Raw genomic sequence first — 18,859 nt, 5'->3', positions numbered from 1 at the left:
TCAGCCCGCGGCGACCGGTGCGCTCAGCGGTGCGACCGTGGCGATCTCCGGGCCGAGGAAGCGGCGGCCGAGCCTGCGGAACGGCTCCGGGTCGCCCGTCGCGAGGAACGCGTGCGGGCCGGGCGCGGGACCGGCGGGATCCCGGGCGAGGTCCGCCTCCATCAGCATGCGAAAGAGCTCCTTGGCGGTCTCGTCGGCGCTGGACACGAGCGTGACCTCCGGGCCGATCACGATCTGCAGGATCCCGGCGAGCAGCGGGTAGTGGGTGCAGCCGAGCACGAGCGTGTCGACGTGCGCGCGCTGCAGCGGCTCGAGGTAGCTTTGCGCGAGGCCGAGCACCTGGCGTCCGCTGGTCATACCCCGCTCGACGAAGTCGACGAACCGCGGGCAGGCCACGGCCGTGACCTCGACGTCGCGGGCGGCGGTGAACGCGTCGGTGTAGGCGCCGGAGGCGATCGTCGCGCGGGTGCCGATGACCCCGATCCGCCCGGTCCTCGTGGCGGCGACGGCGCGGCGGACGGCCGGGCGCAGCACCTCGACGACGGGCACCGGGTAGCGCTCGCGGATGTCGGCCAGGCAGGCCGCGGTCGCGGTGTTGCAGGCGACGACCATCGCCTTGACCCCGTGCTCCATCAGGGCGTCGCCGACGGCAAGCGCGTGCCGGCGCACGTCGGCGATGCGCAGCGGCCCATACGGTCCGTGGGCGGTGTCGCCGACGTAGACGACCCGTTCGGCGGGGAGCTGGTCGATCACGGCCCTGGCGACGGTCAGGCCGCCGACGCCCGAGTCGAAGATACCGATGGGGGCGTCGAGATCCGGGGCCACGCGCCGGAGCCTATGCGCCCGGCAACGCGGGCTGCCGCGCCCGGTGGTCGGCCGAGGCGACGAGGCGGGCGGCCAGCAGCCCGGCGAGCGCCCCGAACAGGTGCGCCTGCCAGGAGATGTTCGCCTGGCCGGGCAGGACCCCGAGCAGGATCCCGCCCCAGAAGAAGAACAGCACCACGGCCAGCACGATCTGCCGGCCGCTGCGGGCGAAGAAGCCGCGCACCAGCAGGAACACCAGCCAGCCGAAGATGACGCCGGACGCGCCGACCGTCGGGACGTTGTCTGGCCCTGTCAGCCAGACGCCCAGCCCGCTGATCACCCAGATCAGGCCGGTGACCAGCAGGAACTGCCGGATCCCGCCCGCCATGGCGAGGAACCCGAAGATCAGGAACGGCAGAGTGTTGGCGATCAGGTGCGCCCAGCTGCCGTGCAGGAGCGGCGCCCAGATGATTCCGTCGAGCCCGTCGAGCCGCCGCGCGACGATCCCGTCGTTATCCAGGCCGCCGCCGGTGACCTGGTCGGCGGCCTCGACCCCGTACAGAACGCCGGTGAACACCAGCATCGTCAGCATCGCGCGGATCGGGGCGGCCGGGAGCACGCGGGCGATCGACCGGCGGGGCGCGGGTGCGGGTGCGACCATGTGACCCAGAGTACGGAAGCCGGGGCCCGGCGGTGGATCTTGATTGTCGAGCCCACCTCGGTGATCCAGATCACAACTGCTCACCCCGACCCGGCCGGTGGCGACCGAGCGGGGGCGCGGCGCGACCCGGGAGGCCCCGCACGTGCTGGCCGACCCGGCCGCGGATGCGCCGCTCGACTGACGTTCCCCGGGCGAGCTCACGCCCAGAGCTGGCCCTCGATGCCTTCGGCGGCATCGTCCAGCTCGCCCGAGTAGGCGCCGGTGGACAGATACTTCCAGCCGGCGTCCGCCACGATGATGACGATGTCGGCCGTCTCCCCCGCGCCCGCCGCCTTCTCGGCCACGGCGAGTGCCGCGTGCAGGATGCCGCCGCTGGAAATACCGGCGAAGATGCCCTCCTGCTCCACGAGCTGCCGGGTGCGGCGCAGCGCGTCTCGGGATCCGACGGAGTACCGCGCGGTGAGCACCTCGGGGTCGTACAGCTCGGGGACGAAGCCCTCGTCGAGGTTGCGCAGCCCGTAGACCAGCTCGCCGTAGCGGGGCTCGGCCGCGATGATCTGGATGTCGGGCTTCTGCTCGCGCAGGTACCGCCCCGTGCCGACCAGGGTGCCCGTGGTGCCGAGGCCCGCGACGAAGTGCGTGATGGTCGGCAGGTCGCGCAGGATCTCGGGGCCGGTGGTGCGGTAGTGCGCGTCGGCGTTGGCGGGGTTGCCGTACTGGTAGAGCATCACCCAGTCCGGGTGCTGCGCCGCCAGCTCCTTCGCCATCGCCACGGCCTGGTTGGACCCGCCTGCCGCGGGCGAGGAGATGATCTGCGCGCCGTACATCTCCAGCAGCTGGCGCCGCTCGATGGACGTGTTCTCGGGCATCACGCAGATCAGCCCGTAGCCCTTGAGCTTGCACGCCATCGCGAGCGAGATGCCGGTGTTGCCGGACGTGGGCTCGAGCACCGTGCAGCCGGGCGTGAGCAGCCCTTCGGCCTCCGCCTTCTCGATCATCGCGAGCGCGGGGCGGTCCTTGATCGAGCCCGTGGGGTTGCGGTCCTCGAGCTTCGCCCACAGCCGCACGCCCGGCGCGGGCGAGAGGTTCGGCAGGCCGACGAGCGGGGTGTCTCCGACGGCCTGCAGCAGGGAGTCGTAGCGGGCCATGTCGGGGTGTCAGCCCCCCGCGACGGCGGGGAGGATGGTGACGTTGGAGTTCTCGCCCACGGGGGCCTCGAGGCCACCGGCGAAACGCACGTCCTCGTCGTCGACGTAGATGTTGACGAAGCGGTGCAGCGAGCCGTTGTTGACGAGACGGCCTGCGATGCCGCTGTGGCGGGACTCCAGGTCGTCGATCACCTCGGCCACGGTGGCGCCCTTCGCCTCGACGGACTTCTCACCGCCGGTGTGGGTACGCAGGATCGTGGGGATGGAAACGGTGACGGCCATGCTGTTGCTCCAGGTCGGTTCAGTATGTTCGGCGGGCGCGGAGACGCTCGTCAGCCGTTGTCCGGCACGTCGTCGGCGCCTGTGTGCGCGAACATGTAAGTCTCCACGACCTCGACCTGTTCCTCGCTGACAACGCCGTCCACAATCCGGAACGACCGGAACTCGTAGCCGGTGTGGTTCGGCTCCGCGTCATCCCGGGTGGACACCAGCACGTAGTGCGCGTCCGGCTCCTGGGCGAGGCCGATGTCGGTGCGCGACGGGTGCGCCTCCGTGGCGGTGTGCGAGTGGTAGATCACCACCGGCACCTCGTCGCGGGCGTCCATGTCGCGGTAGAGCCGCAGCAGGTCGCCGGAGTCGAACTCGTAGAACGTGGGCGAACGCGCCGAGTTCAGCATCGGGATGAATCGCTCCGGCCGGTCGGACCCCTCGGGTCCGGCGATGACTCCGCACGCCTCGTCCGGATGGTCCCGGCGGGCGTGGGCGACGATCTCTTCCACGAGATCGGCTCGGATCACCAGCACGCGTCAAGCCTACGGCCCGAGGCTGCCCCGATGCACTCCGCGCGGAGCGACCTCACACCCGATTGTCCGGACCGATGACGGGGTCGACGTGCGGAGGCAGATCACCGAACCACACCGCCTCCGGGTCGTCCTCGACCAGCCAGGACGGTCGCCCGCGCTCCTCGTCCCGCGCCGCGCCCATCGGTGCGCCCATGAACGGCATGTGGCCGTAGCCGGGCGGGACGGCGGGCCGGGGCGCACTCGCGGGCCGCGCGGGCTCCGCCGGCGCCCCCGGTCGCGGCTGGCCGCTCTCCACGGCACCTCGCGGGGGTGCCACCTCGCCTGGGACGAGCGGGACCCGCCCGACCGGCTCCGGCGCGGCAACCCGCGGCCACGACCGTCCGCCGGAGATCAGCCCGTCACCCACGGGCGGCGGCGGCACGTCTCGGAGGATCTCGTCGTCGGCGCGGGGCGGCACCGGCCCGCCACGCCCGCCCGGGAGCCGCGGCACGGCCTGTGGCTCCGTCACCGGAGCACCCGGCGTGCCGGGCGGGCGGACGGACGGCGTCCCGCCGGGTCCAGAGCCGCCGGGAGGTGGTGTGCGGACGGGGGCGGTGCCGGCAGGGTCGGTCCGCGGCGCATCACGGGTCGGTGGAGGGGTTCCGGGGACCGGCGCGACGGGGAGCGCGGGCGCAACCGGTGGCGGGACGGCAGGGGGTACCACCCCCGCCGGGGTGCCCGACCCGATCGCCCCGGCCGGCGCGCCGGCCGCGGAACCACCCGCCACCGGCGCGGGCGCCGCCGCGAGGCCGACGGTCACCGGTTCCGGTGGCTGGAACGGCTGGAAGGCCGAGGTCAGGTTGTGGTTGGTGGTGTCCTGGTAGACGGTGGCGGCCGCCACGGCCTCCTCGTGGAGCCGCTCCTTGCGCAGGTCCGGCACGGGCTGCCGGACGCCGATGGCGTAGTTGGGCGACAGGTCCTCCGGCCGCAGCGCGCCCAGCTCGTTGCGGGCGCGGACGTGGTAGGTGGCCTGGTCCTCCAACGCCCGTGCCGCCAGCCGGGCCTGGGCCGCCCCGACGTCACCTGGCGCGATCACGGCCGAGATGTGTCGGGCGCTCGCCTCACCCGCCGCGCCCTCGTGAGCGGCCTGTGCCGCCAGGAGCGCGGACCGCACGGCGTCACCGGCAGCCTGGAGCCGGTCGGCGAGCTGGCGGTAGGTGTCGACGGCGGCCTCGATCGGCCCGTGGCCGGGCCCGGCGAGCACGGGGTCACGGATCTCGGCGAGCGGCATCGCCTCGAACGGGACGCCGGTCGTGAGGTAGTCGCTCGCCACACCCAGCATCGTGAACGACGGGGACAGAGCGCGTGGCCGAATGGGAGAACTCGTGGCCTCAGCGCAGCGGCGGGAGGTTGGAGATCATGTAGGAGGCCATCTGGCGCGCCACGGCGCAGGCCGACCGATCACCGAACGGGAAGCCCGCCGCCGCCCAGACGAGCTGGTCCTCGGCCACGCCCACGTAGATCGTGCAGTCCCGGTCACCGGTGTCCTGTCGATCCGCACGAACCATGGGAAAGCCGTCGAGGTCGCCCGGCTCGAAGACCCCGTATGTACCGCGCACGAGGTAGAGCCCTTCGAGACCCCCCACCGCGAAGTCGGTCGCTGACGTCGCGGTCAGGACACCGCTCTGATCCCGCGTTCGCCATTGGCAGCGCGGGGCAGCTCCAGGAAGGTCAGTCGTCTGCGATGCAGGATCGATCTGGAGCTCCGCCTGCTGGGCTGGTGTGAGCAGGTCGCACACGCCGACCCCGCGGGCATCCAGAGGTACCGGCACCCGAGGTGCGAGCGGCGCAACCGTCGATGTCGCAGGCACGGTCGCATCGGAACTGCCGCCGGGCGTGGGAAATGCTGTGCTGGGTGTCGGCGACGGATGGCCACTCGTGGCACAGCCAGCCGAAGCGAACATCAGCAGAACGACGAGGACCCGTCGGATCACGCCAGCCGACCCCGGTTCGTCTCGTCGGCGCTCTGATAAGCGGCAAGCTGTTGCTCCAGGGCCAGAGTTGTGTCGATCAGCTGTGATCGCCACGCCACGATGTAGGCGGCCGCCCGCCCCGCCATGACGCCAGCTTGGTTCGCCATGTTCACGCTCACCGCGTCTGCGCCAGGAGGAGGGAAGTAGGCCTGATCCACGAGCGGCATCGATGCTGTCAGGTCTTGAACGACGCTGCGCAGCGTCCGGATGCACTCCTCCGCCCGCTCCGGGTCGATGGTGAAGACCCCACCCCCACCCAACGGCCCCGGCGCGGCCATCACCTCCAGCACGCGGCGAGGGCCCTCCGGATCAGGCCTCCCCGACCAGATCCCCGATGTCATGCGGTGATCGTCGCAGCTTCCCGCGCCGCGTGGGGATGGTTCGGGCGAACCGCTAGCGCACCTGCATGCGGGTCTGGACGAGCGCGTCCTGAACGAACGTCAGCCACTGGTAGACGCCGATGTGGGCGGCGCGGGGGTCGTCCGGGGGGATGTCGTCGTCCGTCATGTTCTCGCTGACGTCGAGGGCGGTGCCCAGGGCGAGGCGGACGTCGTTCAGCGCGGCGAGCCACGCGTCGGCCTGCTCGCGGGTGAGCTCGATGCGGCCGCCGGATTCGGGGAGCGTTTCCAGGAGAACGGTGGCGGCGGAGTCCTTCGCCTCGATCAGCGCGGGCTCGTGGAGGGAGCGGAGGCCTGCGGCGAGGTCGGCGTCCTCGGTGGTGAAGTCGGGCAGCAGCCGGGCGAGCACGCGGTCGTCCGGGCGGGTGGACGGGCCGGTGCGGATGCCGGTGAGGACGGCCAGCTCGTCGGCGGGGTTGTCGTCGGTGCGTCCGGCGAGCATCTGCCGGACCTCGCCGACCAGGCCGCGGAGCACCGCCGCCTCCTGCGCCTCGAGCGACGCGACGAGCCGGACCTTGCTGCCGCGCCCCGAGCGCTTCCAGCCGTTCATGCGCGCTGCATGGTGGCCCAGAGCCCGGCGGCGTGCAGTTTCGCGACGTCGGCCTCGATCTTCTCCTTGTCGCCGGAGGACACGGCTGCCTTTCCCTTGTGGTGCACGTCGAGCATGAGCGCTGTGGCCTTCGGCTCGGGGTAGCCGAAGAGTTTCTGCAGCACGTAGGTCACGTACGACATCAGGTTGACGGGGTCGTTCCACACGATCGCCTGCCAAGGCGTGTCGGCCACCGAGTCCTCGGCGAGGTCCGGATCCACCTGGCGCGTGGGTACGGGTAGCGGCGCGGCCATGGCGTCCATGGTGACACCTCCCCCGTACGGTCTGCACGGCACATAGGCTCTCCGTCCATGACTGGCAGTCCGTCGTCGGCCGGGGTCAGCACGGCCCTCTTCACCGACCGGTACGAGCTCACGATGACGGCGGCCGCGCTCGCCGACGGCACGGCGCATCGGCGCTGCGTGTTCGAGGTGTTCGCGCGCAGACTGCCCGACGGCCGCCGCTACGGCGTGGTGGCGGGGGTCGGGCGCCTGCTGGAGTCGATCGAACGGTTCCGTTTCGGTTCGGAGGAGCTGGCCGGGCTCGAGGGTGTGGTCGACGCCGGCACGCTCGACTGGCTGGCCGACTACCGCTTCTCGGGCGACATCGACGGCTACCCCGAGGGCGAGCTGTACTTCCCCGGTTCGCCCGTCCTCACCGTCTCCGGCACGTTCGCCGACGCGGTGCTGCTGGAGACCCTGTCGCTCTCGATCCTCAACCACGACAGTGCCGTGGCCTCCGCCGCCGCCCGAATGGTCACGGCGGCGGCCGGCCGCCCGATCATCGAGATGGGGTCGCGGCGCACCCACGAGGCCGCTGCCGTCGCGGCCGCCCGGGCGACCTACCTGGCAGGCTTCGTCGCCACCTCGAACCTGGAGGCCGAGCGGCGCCACGGCATCCCGACGACGGGCACCGCCGCGCACGCCTTCGTCCTGCTCCACGACGACGAGCTCTCCGCGTTCACCAGCCAGGTCAAGACGCTCGGGCCGGACACCACACTGCTCGTCGACACCTACGACATCCGCCGTGGCGTCGAGCTGGCCGTGGAGGCCGCGGGCACCGGCCTCGGGGCGATCCGCATCGACTCCGGCGACCTGGGCGAGCTCGCCCGCCAGGCCCGCGACCAGCTCGACGCGCTGGGCGCCACGGAGACGAAGATCGTGCTGTCCGGCGACCTCGACGAGTACGCGATCGCCGCGCTGCGCGCCGAGCCGGTCGACTCGTACGGGGTCGGGACGTCGGTCGTCACGGGCTCGGGGGCGCCCACGGCCGGAATGGTCTACAAGCTGGTCGAGGTCGACGGGCGGCCGGTGGCCAAGCGCAGCGCGGCGAAGGAGTCGCGCGGCGGGCGCAAGTCCGCAGTGCGGCGGTACAAGCCGACGGGCACGGCGATCGAGGAGGTCGTGCACCCCGTCACGGCCTCCGTCGAGGTCGGGCCGCACGACCGGGTCGTGCCGGTCCCGCTGGTGCGCGGCGGCGAGCAGGTGCCCGGCCAGCCGACGCTGGAGCAGTCCCGCGACCACCTGCGCGCCGCCCTGGTGTCGGTGCCGTGGGAGGGCCTCAAGCTCTCCCGCGGCGAACCGGCCCTGCCCACCGTCTTCGAAGGAGCCTGACGCCCGTGCGCGCGTTGATCGTCGCCGACGTCCAGAACGACTTCTGCGAGGGCGGCTCGCTCGCCGTCACCGGCGGGGCGGCGGTGGCCGCCGCGATCTCCGCGCACCTGCGAACGGCCGACTACGACCACGTCGTCGCCACCCGCGACCACCATGTAAACCCCGGCGCGCATTTCTCGGCGAACCCGGACTTCGTCGACACCTGGCCCCCCCACTGCCGCCGCAGCACGCCGGGCGCGTCCTTCCACCCCGACCTGGACGTGGCCCGGATCGAGGCCGTGTTCGACAAGGGCGAGTACGCGGCCGCGTACTCGGGTTTCGAGGGCGCCGAGCCCGGCGGCGCCGGCCTGGCGGACTGGCTGCGCGCCCACCACGTCGACACGGTGGACGTGGCGGGCATCGCCACCGACCACTGCGTCCGCGCCACCGCGCTCGACGCCGCGGCCGCGGGCTTCACGACCGTGGTGCTGCTGGAGCTGTGCGCCGGGGTGGCGCCGGAGACCACGGAGCGCGCGCTCGACCAGCTGCGCGCGGCGCGGGTGCAACTCGCGTAGCACATCGGCTACGCTTGCCGCGTGACCGAGATCGCGCTGCGCGAGCTGCGCAACAACACCAGCGAGGTGCTGCGGCGCGTGGAGGACGGCGAGGAGATCGACGTGACGGTGAACGGCCGCGCCGTCGCCCGACTCGTGCCACTGCCCCGCCGACGCCCGTACCTCACGTGGGACGAGATCGCCGCCAATCAGGCTGACCATGGGCTGCTCGACGACCTCCGCGAGTTGATGGACAACGAGACGACCGATGACATGAAGGACCCGTGGGAACGTCACTCGCGCTAGGCGACACTTCGGTCTTCATAGCGGTCGAGAACAACCGCCCACTCCGCACCGAACCGCCGCAACGGCTCGTGGTCTCGATGATCACGGTTGGCGAGCTCAGGGCGGGGGTGCTGAGCGCGCTCGACTCGCCCACCCGCGCGGAGCGCCTGCGCAGCCTGGCGAAGGCGATGGAGGTCGAGCCGCTGCCTGTCGACGACCACGTGGCCACGGCCTGGGCCGAGCTGCGGATCAGACTGCGCGAATCCGGACGGCGGCTCGGAGCGAACGACTCCTGGATCGCCGCCACCGCGATCGCGCACGACCTGCCGCTCGTCACCCAGGACCGTGACTACGACGGCGTTCCCGGCCTGACGGTCGTGGCCCTCTGATCGAGCGTGGCTGTCGCGGCTCGGAGTTCGTCGAGTGCGTGGCGTGCGAGTTCGGTGAACGTCTGCCGGCTGGTCGGATCGGCCCACTGGTCGAAGGCGCGGTAGAAGGCGCGGATGCCGAGTTCGGCGGCGAGACTCGCGGTCGGTTCCGGTACGCCGCGCCTGTGGAGTGCGTCCGTCATGGCTCCGGCGAGTCCGCCGCGCTTGAAGGCGGCGCGCTCCTGCAGTTCGCTGTTGCCGGCGATGACCGGGCGAAGCCTGGCGCTGAACTCGCGGCGGTCGTCCGGGAAGGTGGCCGTGATCGCGTCAAGGGCCGCGCCGACCGCCTCGAGTGGCGTGGCCGGGCTGGGCGCCGCGGTGATCGCGGCGGCGAGGAGCCGAGCGTGCATGTCCTGGCCGGCGAACAGCACTTCCCGCTTGTCGGGGAAGTGCCGCAAGAAGGTGGTCTTGGTCAGGCCGGCTCGATCGGCGATCTCGTTGACGGTGGTGGCGTCGAAACCCTGTTCGGTGAACAGGTCGAGTGCCGCGCGCACCAGCCGTTCCCGCGCGTTCGATTCCCATCGAGCCATGGGGACAGCCTAGGTGATGCGACTTGGTACCGTCACGTCGGATATGATGACGGGACCAAGTCACATCACTTCACCCGGCCCGGGCGGGATGCACGTCCTGGACGTCGGCCTCTAGGGGCTGGCACTGGAGAAGGCCCTGGCCGGATCGCAGCCGCCTTCTCAGACCGCCCGCATCCGGAACGGCTCCAGGAGCACACCCAGGTCGCCGACGACACCGTCCTCGTCGAGCACCTGGTGGGTCCCGACGGCGTCCGCGAGGCCGATGCAGCGCGGCCCGTCGAACAGCCCGCACGCGTAGCGGACGGTCGTCTCGTCGAGGTCGAGCACACCCACCCGGAGCTGGTAGATGCCGGGGTAGCGCACCTCGGCGAGGTACTCGACCTGCAGCGTGCTGGGCGAGAGCCCGTCGAGCGGGCCGCCGGTCGGGTAGCCGAGCACGTCGGTGTGCAGCTCGGCGAGACCGTCGAGGTACCAGCCGGCGAGCGCCACGTTGTTGACGTGGCGGTTGGTGTCGAGGTCGCCGAAACGAGTCCGTACGTCGAGCCGGAACGGGTACGCCTCGCGGACGAGCCGCACCGGGTCACGCTCGGCGCGGACGCTCGCGGGGCCGGCCACACGCAGGTCGACCAGGGCGGTGCGCACCGCCTCGGGCAGCGGCGCCGGGCCGCCGGCGTCGGCGTGCACGCTGACCGACTCCCCGGTGGCGACGCACTCGTCGCCGACGAACACGCCGTAGGAGTACGCGAACGACGACGTCCCGATGTGGGTGACCCCGAGCCCGATCCGGTAACCGGTGGTGCTGATGCGCAGCGGGGCGATCACGTCCACGCGGACGGAGGCGAGCAGCAGTCGCATGCGGGCACCGAGCGCGGCGCCGAACACGTCGCGTTCGACGGCGACGCGGGCGTCCTCGAACCAGCGCACCAGCGCGTCCCGGCCAATGCGTCGGCTCGGGTCCAGATCGCTGTAGCGGGCCGCGTGCTCGATGAGCACGGGGTAGGAGGACGGTTCGAGTCGGAGTTGAGTGGACGTCACGCGGCCCATGATGGCGACACGAACCAGGGCGCAGGTGAACTCCGGGTATGGATCACGTGTGAGCCATACGACGGACCGGCGTGTCGTCAGGAGTCGTCGTCACCCCGATTGCGGAGCGTTTCCCCGTGGGCCAGGCCGTGGACGATGCGGAGGCGCGACCGAGCGCGAGGCGTGGGCGCACGTGGCGGAGATCCGGCACGTGCCGCAGCGGGGCCTCGACCACCACGATCCGCGCTGCCTCTGGACCCTGCCTCCGGCGTGACGGGCGAACGCCACTCCCGATGCTCGCCGGGACCGGGTGTTCGGCCCCGCCGCCGGGGGCGCTCCGGGTAGCCTCCGGGAGTGCCCACCGTGACCAAGCTGCCCGGCGTTGCGGAGCTGCTGGAGGCGGCCGTCACCGCCGTGGGTGGGCAGCGCCGCGAGGGCCAGGACGCGATGGTGCAGGCGGTGCGCAAGGCCATCACCACGGGCGAGCACCTGGCGGTGCAGGCCGGCACCGGCACCGGGAAGTCGCTCGCCTACCTGGTGCCCGCGATCCACCATGCCGTGGCGAAGGGCTCCACGGTCGTGGTCTCGACGGCCACGATCGCGCTGCAGCGCCAGCTCGTCGACCGTGACCTGCCACGCCTGGCGAAGGCCCTCAAACCGCTGCTCGGGCGTGCCCCCACATTCGCGATCCTCAAGGGCAGGCGCAACTACCTCTGCCTCAACAAGCTGCACGGGGGTGACGAGACCGACCCCGGCGACGAGCTGTTCGACCCGTTCGCGATCTCCGCGATGGGCCGTCAGATCAAGCGGCTGCACGAGTGGGCCGACAAGACCCAGACCGGCGACCGCGACGAGCTGGTGCCCGGCGTCCCGGACGCCACGTGGCGGCAGGTGTCGGTCACCGCGCGGGAGTGCCTCGGCGCCGCGAAGTGCCCGGTGGGCGAGGAGTGTTTCGCCGAGAAGTCGCGCGCGGAGGCGGGGAAGGCCGACATCGTGGTCACCAACCACGCGCTGCTCGCCATCGACGCGCTGGAGGGGCGCCCCGTGCTGCCCGAGCACGACGTCGTGGTCGTCGACGAGGCGCACGAGCTCGTCGATCGGGTCACGGGCGTCGCGACGGCCGAGCTGACCCCCGGAACCGTGGGCATCACCTCGCGGCGGCTCGGCAAGCTCGTCGACCAGGAGACCGCCGACCGGCTCGCCGAGGCGGGTGAGGGCCTCGGGATGGTGCTCGAGGACATGCCCCCGGGCCGCTGGGACTCGCTCCCCCAGGCCGCGGCCGGGGTGCTGTCCGCGGTCCGCGACGCCGCCGCGGCGTGCAAGCAGGCACTGGGCTCGGATCGCCGCGAGGACCCCGACGCGGCCACGGGCCGGAAGATCGCCCAGGCCTCGCTCGACGAGGTGGCCGACACGGCCGTCCGGCTGCTGGCAGCGTTCGACGAGCCCGACCCGGCCAAGCGGTTCGACGTCGTGTGGCTCGGCGAGCAGGGGCCCGACGGTGCCCGGCACAAGGTGCTCCACGTCGCCCCGCTGTGGGTGGGCGGGCTGCTGCGCGAGCGCCTCTTCGGGCGCTCGACCGTGGTGCTGACCTCCGCCACGCTCGCCCTCGGCGGCAACTTCGACGCGCTGGCGCGCCAGTGGGGCCTGCCGCCGGAGAAGTCGGCCGACGCAGGCGGCGACAACGACCCGGTTCCCGACCCGGACGCCCCGAAGTGGTCCGGCATGGACGTCGGGTCGCCGTTCGTGCACGCCCGCAGCGGCATCCTCTACGTCGCCAAGCGCCTCCCCCCGCCCGGGCGCGACGGGCTGCCGCCGTCGTACCTGGACGAGCTCGCGGGCCTGGTCGAGGCGGCGGGCGGGCGCACGCTCGGGCTGTTCTCGTCGATGCGCGCGGCGAAGCAGGCCACGGAGGCCCTGCGCGGCCGGCTCGACACCCCGCTGCTGTGCCAAGGCGAGGACTCCACGATGCAGCTGGTCAAGAAGTTCGCCGACGACGAGGCCACGTCACTGTTCGGGACCCTCTCGCTGTGGCAGGGCGTCGACGTGCCGGGCCCGTCGCTGTCGTGCGTGATCATCGACCGGATCCCGTTCCCGCGCCCGGACGACCCGCTGGTCGCGGCCCGTCAGCGCGCCACGGACGCCCGTGGCGGCAACGGTTTCCTCACGGTCTCGGCCACCCACGCCGCGCTGCTGCTCGCGCAGGGCGCCGGGCGGCTGCTGCGCGGCATGGACGACCGCGGGGTCGTCGCGATCCTCGACCCGCGCCTGGCGACCGCCCGCTACGGCGGGTTCCTGCGCGCGAGCCTCCCGCCGTTCTGGCCCACGGACGACCGGGAGAAGGTGCACGCCGCGCTGCGGCGGCTGCGCGGAGCCTGATCTCTGGACGGTCGCTCAGGTGGCGTCGAGCTGCTCCAGCAGGTCGCGTTCGGTGCCCCGCGGCACGACGATGGCCCCGACGAGCAGGTGCGTCGAGCCCGAGCCATCAGGCAACGCCCTCGCGAGCACGAGCTCGCCCATTCCCGGGCGCTCGCCCGCCGGGAGCCGCACGTCGACCCGGTCGCCGCTGCGGAGGTCCCGGAGCGTCGCGCCCTCGCCGAACCGGATCCCTTCCACCTCGTACACGCTGCGCCGCACCGCCGACCACGACGCTGCCAGCTCGGCCTCGTCAACAGGCAGCAGCGGTCCGCGCTCGGCAAGGAACATCGCGAACCAGCCGCCCTCGCTCAGCGCGGCGTCCACGGCCTCAGGGTCGTCGACCTCGACAGCGTCGAGGGCGTCCGCCCACCGCACCAGCTCTGTGGCTGCCGCGCCGCCCCGCCGCTCCAGGTAGGTGACGGCCTTGCGGTAGAGCCACTCGGCGCGGTCGGGCAGCGGCGCCCGCGCAGGCCGTCCGACGTGGCACTGCTTGTACTTGCGCCCCGACCCGCACCAGCAGGGCTCGTTGCGCCCCGGTTCGGGGCCCCCGGCGCCGGCATGCGGGCGGGCGGCGGCGACGTCCGGATCGTCGTCGGGCAGTTCGATCGCGAGCCAGCGCGCGACCGCCGCCGCGGCGTCACCCCGGTCCGACTCGTACCACGCGAGCCGGTCCTCGACGAGGGGCCAGCCCTCGGCCGCGAGCGCGGCGGCACGCAGGTGCGACTCGGCGTCGAGGACGCGGCCCGCCCGCTCGGCGGCGGCCGCGGCGACCCAGCGGGCGACCGCCTCCCGCGGGGAGCGCCCGGCCGCGGCGATCAGCCGGTCGGCGAGCACCAGCGCGGCGGCGAGCCTCTCCCCGTCGTCGTCGGGCTCGCGCAGCAGCTCCTCGACGACGGACGCGAGCACCTCCGGGTCCTCCATGAGGCCGAGCGCCTCGCGGAGCGCTGCGGGGTCGCGAGGGTCGGCGAGCAGCGCGAACGCCCGCAACGCGGCCTCGCCCTGCTCCACCGTGCCGACCCGGGTCACCAGCCGGAAGGCCCGGTCCGATTCCTCCGCCCTGGTCCACACCAACTCGTCGTGGGCGAACTCGTCGCCCCGCCGCAATAGACCCGCCGCCACGGCCAGCTCGGTGAACGGCGGGCGGGGTTCGGCGAAGGTCGTGCGGTCCCGGTGCTGGAGGCCGAGCACGAGCGTCTCGGCGGGCACCGGGAGTCCGTGATCGTCCAGCTCCGCCTCGTAGATCGCCCGCAGCGCCGCGACCAGTTCCGGGGCCGCGGACGGCTCCGTCTCCAGAACGGACATCGTCACGGCGCCGTCCTGCGTGGCGCGCACGGCGAGGAGCGCGCCGGCCGGCAGCCCGGCCAGCCAACCTTGCGGCCCGCCCCACCGGGCCGGCTCGTCCTCGTCGGCCTCGTCCACGTGCATCGTCCCGGCCGCCACGTGCGGTTCGGGGTAGCGCAGGAACCCGGCGAGGTCGGTGTCGAGGTCGAGGTGCTCGTCGGCCAGCTCCGCGGCCGAGAGCCGGTGGGTCAGCACGATGCCGTCGGTCAGCGCGGGCGCGTGCACGACGACGTCGGGGACGAGGATCGTCACGGGAGCGGCCAGGTCCCCGATGAGGTCGGACTCGACCTCCTCGACGAGCTGCCCGCTGCCGGGGTCGTCGGGGTCGAGGCCGAGCCGGACGGCCACGAGCCGCACCATCTCCTCGGCGGGGACCGCCACCCGCTCGCGCGCGACGTCGCAGTACGCGGTCCACGCCGCCTCGTACCGCGCCTCCTCCGTGCTCTCGGCCAGCGGCTCGGGCGCGCCGCGACCGTACAGGACCCGCTGCCTGGACCGGTCCATCGTCAGCGGACGATCGTGGTGATGGTGCCCGGCGCGACCTCGGTGAACCCGGCGTCCCGCACGGCCACCGCCTCGCCGCGCTCCGCCGCGTGGCACAGCTGCGCCCATTGCCCGCCGTCGGCGTCGCGCACGGCGAAGGCCGGCACCATGGTGAGGCGGTGCGCCGCCGCGTACAGCATCGAAGCGTGCCCCACCTGGGCTGCCGCCTTCCCGACCGTCATCTCCAGTCTCGCGTTCACCCAGATCACCGGCACGCCGGGCGCGGGCGGGCCGGGGTCGTCCGGCTCCAGCTCGGTGCCCCCGATCTGCAGCCGCGACACCGTCTTCGACACCTCGGTGACCGGGCCGGGCACCAGCGCGCGGGCTTGCGCGCCGTCGACCTCCCACGTGACGCCGGGCAGCTCCTGCACCGCCTCCCAGTGCGCACCGCGGGCCCGGCGGGCGATCTTGCGGATGCGGTTGCCCACCCACATCGCCACGGCGTCGTGCCACTCGCCACCCGGCTCGGCCCTGGGGTCGAGGCAGACGGCCAGCGCCGCGGCGGCCGCCGCCTCCAGCACCGGCGTGCGCGCGGGCGGCGGGCGCTCCAGGCGCAGGATCACCGGCATCGCCCTGATCACCCCGTCCGGCTCCGGCGGGATCACCAGCGGGTGGCTCGGGTCGGGTCGCACATAGCGGGCCGCGAGCGGATCAAGCAGCGTTGTCATGCGATGGGCACCCGGCGCAGGAGGCCCTCAGCGGCGTCGGCCCGCTCCACCTCGTCGCGGGTGATCCCGAGGACGAACAGCACGACGTCGAGGTAGGGGTGGGAGAGCGCGGTGTCGGCGACCTCGCGCAGCGCGGGCTTGGCGTTGAACGCGATGCCGAGACCCGCCGTCGAGAGCATGTCGATGTCGTTGGCCCCGTCGCCGACGGCCACGCACTGCTCCAGCGGCACGCGGAACGTGTCGGCGAAGCGCTGCAGGGCCACGGCCTTGCCCGGCCGGTCGACGATCTCGCCGACGACCCGGCCGGTCAGCCGCCCGTCGACGATCTCCAGCTCGTTCGCGGCGCAGAAGTCGAGCCCGAGTTGCTCGACGATCCCGGCGACCACCCGCGTGAAACCGCCGGAGACCACGCCGCAGCGGAAGCCGAGCCGCTTGAGCGTGCGGATCGTGGTGCGCGCGCCGGGGGTCAGCTCGATCTCGGCGGCGACCTCGGCGAGCACCGACTCCGGGAGTCCCTCGAGCACCTCGACGCGGCGGCGCAGCGACTCGGCGAAGTCCAGCTCGCCGCGCATGGCCGCCTCGGTGACGGCCCTGACCTCGTCCTCGGCACCCGCCCTGGCCGCGAGCATCTCGATGACCTCGCCCTGCACGAGCGTGGAGTCCACGTCGAAGACGATGAGCCGCTTGCTGCGCCTGGAGAGGCCCGCCCGCTCGACGGCGACGTCGACGCCGGCCGCCCGCGCGACCTCGACGAGCCGCGCGCGCAGGGTGCCTGGCGGGTAGTGCTCGCTGCCCCGGCCGGGAGAAGGGGAGACCATCAGCTCCAGGCCGGTGACCGGGTAGTCGGCGACGCGGCGGATGGAGTCGATGTTCGCGCCCACGTCGGCCAGCGCGGCCGCCACCGACCCGAACGCCCGGGCCGTGATCGGCCGTCCGAGCACCACGACGACGTGCGTGGAGTGCCTGCGAACGGCCGGGTCGTCGCGCACCTCCAGCGACGTGTGCACCTGCATCGAGATGCTCGCCATCGCCTGCTCGACGGCCTCCTGCAGCCCCTCCGGGTCGTGGTGGGCCACCACGACCACCCCGAGGGTGAGCCGGCCGCGGATCACCACCTGCTCGACGTCGACCAGGTCCACGCCGTGCCGCGTGAGGGCGGCGAACAACACCGAACTCACCCCGGGCCGGTCGGGGCCGGTGACCGTGATCAGGACGCTGGTGCCCGTGCCCGTCGGATCCATCAGCGCTGGACGGTACTCGTCAGCGGGACTTCGGGTCGCTGTCGGGCAGCGTGTCGACCGCCGTGGCCTTCGCCGCCACCTCGTACGGCGACGGCTTGCCGCCGACGTGCGACTCGTGGCGGAAGCGCTCGACGAGGTGCGGGTAGTGCAGCTCGAACGCCGGACGCTCCGAGCGGATCCGCGGCAGCTCGGTGAAGTTGTGCCGCGGCGGCGGGCAGCTCGTGGCCCACTCCAGCGAGTTCGCGAAACCCCACGGGTCGTCGACGGTGACGACGCGGCCGTACCGGTAGCTCTTGAAGACGTTCCAGATGAACGGCAGCGTCGACGCACCGAGCACGAACGCCCCGATCGAGGAGATCGAGTTCAGCACGGTGAACCCGTCGATCGGCAGGTAGTCGATGTAGCGGCGCGGCATGCCCTCGTTGCCCAGCCAGTGCTGCACCAGGAACGTCAGGTGGAAGCCGATGAACGTCAGCCAGAAGTGCACCTTGCCCAGCGTCTCGTCCATCATCCGGCCGGTCATCTTCGGGAACCAGAAGTAGATGCCGGCGTAGGTGGCGAACACGATCGTGCCGAACAGCACGTAGTGGAAGTGCGCCACCACGAAGTAGGTGTCCGAGACGTGGAAGTCCAGCGGCGGCGACGCCAGCAGGATGCCGGTCAGGCCACCGAACAGGAACGTGACCAGGAAGCCGAGCGCGAAGAGCATCGGCGTCTCGAAGGTGAGCTGGCCCTTCCAGAGCGTGCCGATCCAGTTGACGAACTTGATCCCCGTGGGCACCGCGATGAGGAAGGTGGTGAGCGAGAAGAACGCCAGCAGCACCGCGCCCGTGGCGTACATGTGGTGCGCCCACACGGCGACCGAGAGCGCCCCGATGGAGATCGTCGCGTAGATGAGTCCCTTGTAGCCGAAGATGGGCTTGCGGGCGAACACCGGGAAGATCTCGGAGACGATGCCGAAGAACGGCAGCGCCACGATATAGACCTCGGGGTGCCCGAAGAACCAGAACAGGTGCTGCCAGAGAATCACGCCGCCGTTGGCCGGGTCGAAGACGTGGGCCCCGAAGTGGCGGTCGGCCAGCAGGCCGAGCAGCGCGGCGGTGAGCACCGGGAAGGCGATGAGGACCAGGATCGCCGTCACCAGGATGTTCCAGGTGAAGATCGGCATCCGGAACATCGTCATGCCGGGGGCGCGCATGCAGACGACGGTGGTGATGAAGTTGACGCCACCGAGGATCGTGCCGAGGCCCGACAGCACCAGGCCCATGATCCACAGGTCGGCGCCTGCTCCCGGCGAGTGCACCGCGTCCGACAGCGGGGTGTAGGCGAACCACCCGAAGTCGGCGGCGCCGCCGGGCGTCAGGAACCCGGAGAGCACGGTGAGCCCGCCGAAGAGGAAGAGCCAGTACGAGAACGCGTTCAACCGCGGGAACGCCACGTCCGGCGCGCCGATCTGCAGCGGCACGATGTAGTTCGCGAACCCGAACAGGATCGGCGTCGCGTACAGCAGCAGCATGATCGTGCCGTGCATGGTGAACAGCTGGTTGTACTGCTCGTTGGACAGGAACTGCGTGCCCGGCACTGCAAGCTCGGCGCGCATCAGCAGCGCCATCGCCCCGCCGGCCAGGAAGAACCCGAACGACGTCACCAGGTAGAGGATCGCGATGTCCTTGGGGTCGGTGGTCCGCAGCATCCTGAGGAACACCGAACCCTTGGCCGTCTGGCGCGCCTGGTACGGGCGCGCCGCGATCGGCTTCGGGGCAACGGCTGTCACTGTGCCTCCTGCACTGGCCTTCTACCTCTGGGCAGCGGGCGTTTCGGCCC

General features: G+C 72.4%; 21 protein-coding genes. 5 read left to right on the top strand and 16 right to left on the bottom strand.

Going from position 1 to position 18,859, the window contains the following annotated elements:
* The 10 genes from murI to clpS form a co-directional block, all read right to left on the bottom strand.
* Entirely contained in the window at positions 1–825 is an 825-nt protein-coding gene (gene murI, locus ABD143_RS33705; RefSeq protein ID WP_343986302.1) for a glutamate racemase, read from the bottom strand.
* A 10-nt stretch (positions 826–835) separates the two neighbouring features.
* Complete coding sequence (locus ABD143_RS33700) at positions 836–1,465, bottom strand: rhomboid family intramembrane serine protease (protein ID WP_343986299.1); 630 nt, start codon at positions 1,463–1,465, stop codon at positions 836–838.
* Between the two features lie 197 nt (positions 1,466–1,662).
* On the bottom strand, positions 1,663–2,613 hold the full coding sequence (locus tag ABD143_RS33695) for a PLP-dependent cysteine synthase family protein (protein ID WP_343986296.1): 951 nt from the start codon (positions 2,611–2,613) through the stop codon (positions 1,663–1,665).
* 9 nt (positions 2,614–2,622) lie between these two features.
* A complete protein-coding gene (locus ABD143_RS33690) occupies positions 2,623–2,895 on the bottom strand; it encodes a MoaD/ThiS family protein (RefSeq protein WP_343986292.1) in 273 nt (90 codons plus the stop codon).
* Positions 2,896–2,945: 50 nt separating this feature from the next.
* Entirely contained in the window at positions 2,946–3,416 is a 471-nt protein-coding gene (locus ABD143_RS33685; RefSeq protein ID WP_343986289.1) for a M67 family metallopeptidase, read from the bottom strand.
* 52 nt (positions 3,417–3,468) lie between these two features.
* Positions 3,469–4,728, bottom strand: coding sequence for a hypothetical protein (locus tag ABD143_RS33680; protein ID WP_343986286.1), 1,260 nt, complete (start codon positions 4,726–4,728; stop codon positions 3,469–3,471).
* A gap of 58 nt (positions 4,729–4,786) precedes the next feature.
* Positions 4,787–5,359, bottom strand: coding sequence for a DUF3558 domain-containing protein (locus ABD143_RS33675; RefSeq protein WP_343987178.1), 573 nt, complete (start codon positions 5,357–5,359; stop codon positions 4,787–4,789).
* 26 nt (positions 5,360–5,385) lie between these two features.
* A complete protein-coding gene (locus tag ABD143_RS33670; protein ID WP_343986283.1) occupies positions 5,386–5,718 on the bottom strand; it encodes a PE domain-containing protein in 333 nt (110 codons plus the stop codon).
* Positions 5,719–5,821: 103 nt separating this feature from the next.
* Positions 5,822–6,376, bottom strand: coding sequence for a DUF2017 domain-containing protein (locus ABD143_RS33665; protein WP_343986280.1), 555 nt, complete (start codon positions 6,374–6,376; stop codon positions 5,822–5,824).
* On the bottom strand, positions 6,373–6,669 hold the full coding sequence (gene clpS, locus ABD143_RS33660) for an ATP-dependent Clp protease adapter ClpS (RefSeq protein ID WP_343987176.1): 297 nt from the start codon (positions 6,667–6,669) through the stop codon (positions 6,373–6,375). The genes ABD143_RS33665 and clpS overlap by 4 nt, the downstream gene beginning before the upstream one ends.
* Positions 6,670–6,726: 57 nt before the next feature.
* On the opposite strand from clpS, the gene ABD143_RS33655 reads away from it, so the two are divergent.
* Genes ABD143_RS33655 through ABD143_RS33640 form a run of 4 tightly spaced genes read left to right on the top strand, consistent with a single transcriptional unit; the run spans position 6,727 to position 9,235 of the window.
* The gene (locus tag ABD143_RS33655) at positions 6,727–8,028 is read left to right on the top strand and encodes a nicotinate phosphoribosyltransferase (RefSeq protein WP_343986277.1); all 1,302 of its coding nucleotides are present in this window, start codon (positions 6,727–6,729) and stop codon (positions 8,026–8,028) included.
* A 5-nt stretch (positions 8,029–8,033) separates the two neighbouring features.
* Positions 8,034–8,582, top strand: coding sequence for an isochorismatase family protein (locus tag ABD143_RS33650; RefSeq protein ID WP_343986273.1), 549 nt, complete (start codon positions 8,034–8,036; stop codon positions 8,580–8,582).
* Positions 8,583–8,603: 21 nt separating this feature from the next.
* Entirely contained in the window at positions 8,604–8,867 is a 264-nt protein-coding gene (locus ABD143_RS33645; protein WP_343986270.1) for a type II toxin-antitoxin system Phd/YefM family antitoxin, read from the top strand.
* Positions 8,846–9,235, top strand: a complete 390-nt coding sequence (locus ABD143_RS33640; protein WP_343986267.1) for a type II toxin-antitoxin system VapC family toxin — start codon at positions 8,846–8,848, stop codon at positions 9,233–9,235. The genes ABD143_RS33645 and ABD143_RS33640 overlap by 22 nt, the downstream gene beginning before the upstream one ends.
* Here the strand turns inward: ABD143_RS33640 and ABD143_RS33635 are convergent.
* Together ABD143_RS33635 and ABD143_RS33630 are read right to left on the bottom strand one after the other, a co-directional pair.
* The gene (locus tag ABD143_RS33635; RefSeq protein ID WP_343986263.1) at positions 9,196–9,804 is read right to left on the bottom strand and encodes a TetR/AcrR family transcriptional regulator; all 609 of its coding nucleotides are present in this window, start codon (positions 9,802–9,804) and stop codon (positions 9,196–9,198) included. The two genes, ABD143_RS33640 and ABD143_RS33635, sit on opposite strands and share 40 nt — an antisense overlap.
* Positions 9,805–9,963: 159 nt before the next feature.
* The gene (locus tag ABD143_RS33630) at positions 9,964–10,839 is read right to left on the bottom strand and encodes an acyl-CoA thioesterase (protein ID WP_343986260.1); all 876 of its coding nucleotides are present in this window, start codon (positions 10,837–10,839) and stop codon (positions 9,964–9,966) included.
* A 342-nt stretch (positions 10,840–11,181) separates the two neighbouring features.
* Between ABD143_RS33630 and ABD143_RS33625 the strand changes: the two genes are divergently transcribed.
* Positions 11,182–13,203 (top strand): ATP-dependent DNA helicase, encoded by a 2,022-nt coding sequence (locus tag ABD143_RS33625; protein WP_343986257.1) that lies wholly within the window; start codon positions 11,182–11,184, stop codon positions 13,201–13,203.
* Between the two features lie 15 nt (positions 13,204–13,218).
* Here the strand turns inward: ABD143_RS33625 and ABD143_RS33620 are convergent, their stop codons facing one another.
* Genes ABD143_RS33620 through ctaD form a run of 4 tightly spaced genes read right to left on the bottom strand, consistent with a single transcriptional unit; the run spans position 13,219 to position 18,809 of the window.
* Positions 13,219–15,087, bottom strand: a complete 1,869-nt coding sequence (locus ABD143_RS33620; RefSeq protein ID WP_343986254.1) for an SEC-C domain-containing protein — start codon at positions 15,085–15,087, stop codon at positions 13,219–13,221.
* A 2-nt stretch (positions 15,088–15,089) separates the two neighbouring features.
* Positions 15,090–15,794, bottom strand: coding sequence for an aminoacyl-tRNA hydrolase (locus tag ABD143_RS33615; RefSeq protein WP_343986251.1), 705 nt, complete (start codon positions 15,792–15,794; stop codon positions 15,090–15,092).
* A complete protein-coding gene (serB, locus tag ABD143_RS33610) occupies positions 15,791–17,035 on the bottom strand; it encodes a phosphoserine phosphatase SerB (protein ID WP_343986247.1) in 1,245 nt (414 codons plus the stop codon). Before serB ends, ABD143_RS33615 begins: the two co-directional genes overlap by 4 nt.
* Positions 17,036–17,054: 19 nt before the next feature.
* Complete coding sequence (gene ctaD, locus ABD143_RS33605) at positions 17,055–18,809, bottom strand: aa3-type cytochrome oxidase subunit I (RefSeq protein WP_343986243.1); 1,755 nt, start codon at positions 18,807–18,809, stop codon at positions 17,055–17,057.
* Positions 18,810–18,859 lie beyond the last annotated feature (50 nt).

Origin of the sequence: Pseudonocardia aurantiaca, assembly GCF_039526725.1 — a bacterium.
Lineage (GTDB): Bacteria > Actinomycetota > Actinomycetes > Mycobacteriales > Pseudonocardiaceae > Pseudonocardia > Pseudonocardia aurantiaca.
The sequence above is the reverse complement of the archived record's forward strand: the minus strand, read 5'-3'. Positions and strand labels throughout refer to the sequence as shown.

What these genes read in the sequence shown, in the direction of transcription:
- ABD143_RS33695 (WP_343986296.1), bottom strand. Translation starts at nt 2,613, where the DNA reads ATGGCCCGCTACGACTCCCTGCTGCAGGCCGTCGGAGACACCCCGCTC.
- ABD143_RS33675 (WP_343987178.1), bottom strand. Translation starts at nt 5,359, where the DNA reads ATGTTCGCTTCGGCTGGCTGTGCCACGAGTGGCCATCCGTCGCCGACA.
- clpS (WP_343987176.1), bottom strand. Translation starts at nt 6,669, where the DNA reads ATGGCCGCGCCGCTACCCGTACCCACGCGCCAGGTGGATCCGGACCTC.
- serB (WP_343986247.1), bottom strand. Translation starts at nt 17,035, where the DNA reads ATGGATCCGACGGGCACGGGCACCAGCGTCCTGATCACGGTCACCGGC.
- ABD143_RS33665 (WP_343986280.1), bottom strand. Translation starts at nt 6,376, where the DNA reads ATGAACGGCTGGAAGCGCTCGGGGCGCGGCAGCAAGGTCCGGCTCGTC.
- ABD143_RS33690 (WP_343986292.1), bottom strand. Translation starts at nt 2,895, where the DNA reads ATGGCCGTCACCGTTTCCATCCCCACGATCCTGCGTACCCACACCGGC.
- ABD143_RS33620 (WP_343986254.1), bottom strand. Translation starts at nt 15,087, where the DNA reads ATGGACCGGTCCAGGCAGCGGGTCCTGTACGGTCGCGGCGCGCCCGAG.
- ABD143_RS33655 (WP_343986277.1), top strand. Translation starts at nt 6,727, where the DNA reads ATGACTGGCAGTCCGTCGTCGGCCGGGGTCAGCACGGCCCTCTTCACC.
- ABD143_RS33615 (WP_343986251.1), bottom strand. Translation starts at nt 15,794, where the DNA reads ATGACAACGCTGCTTGATCCGCTCGCGGCCCGCTATGTGCGACCCGAC.
- ABD143_RS33700 (WP_343986299.1), bottom strand. Translation starts at nt 1,465, where the DNA reads ATGGTCGCACCCGCACCCGCGCCCCGCCGGTCGATCGCCCGCGTGCTC.
- ABD143_RS33635 (WP_343986263.1), bottom strand. Translation starts at nt 9,804, where the DNA reads ATGGCTCGATGGGAATCGAACGCGCGGGAACGGCTGGTGCGCGCGGCA.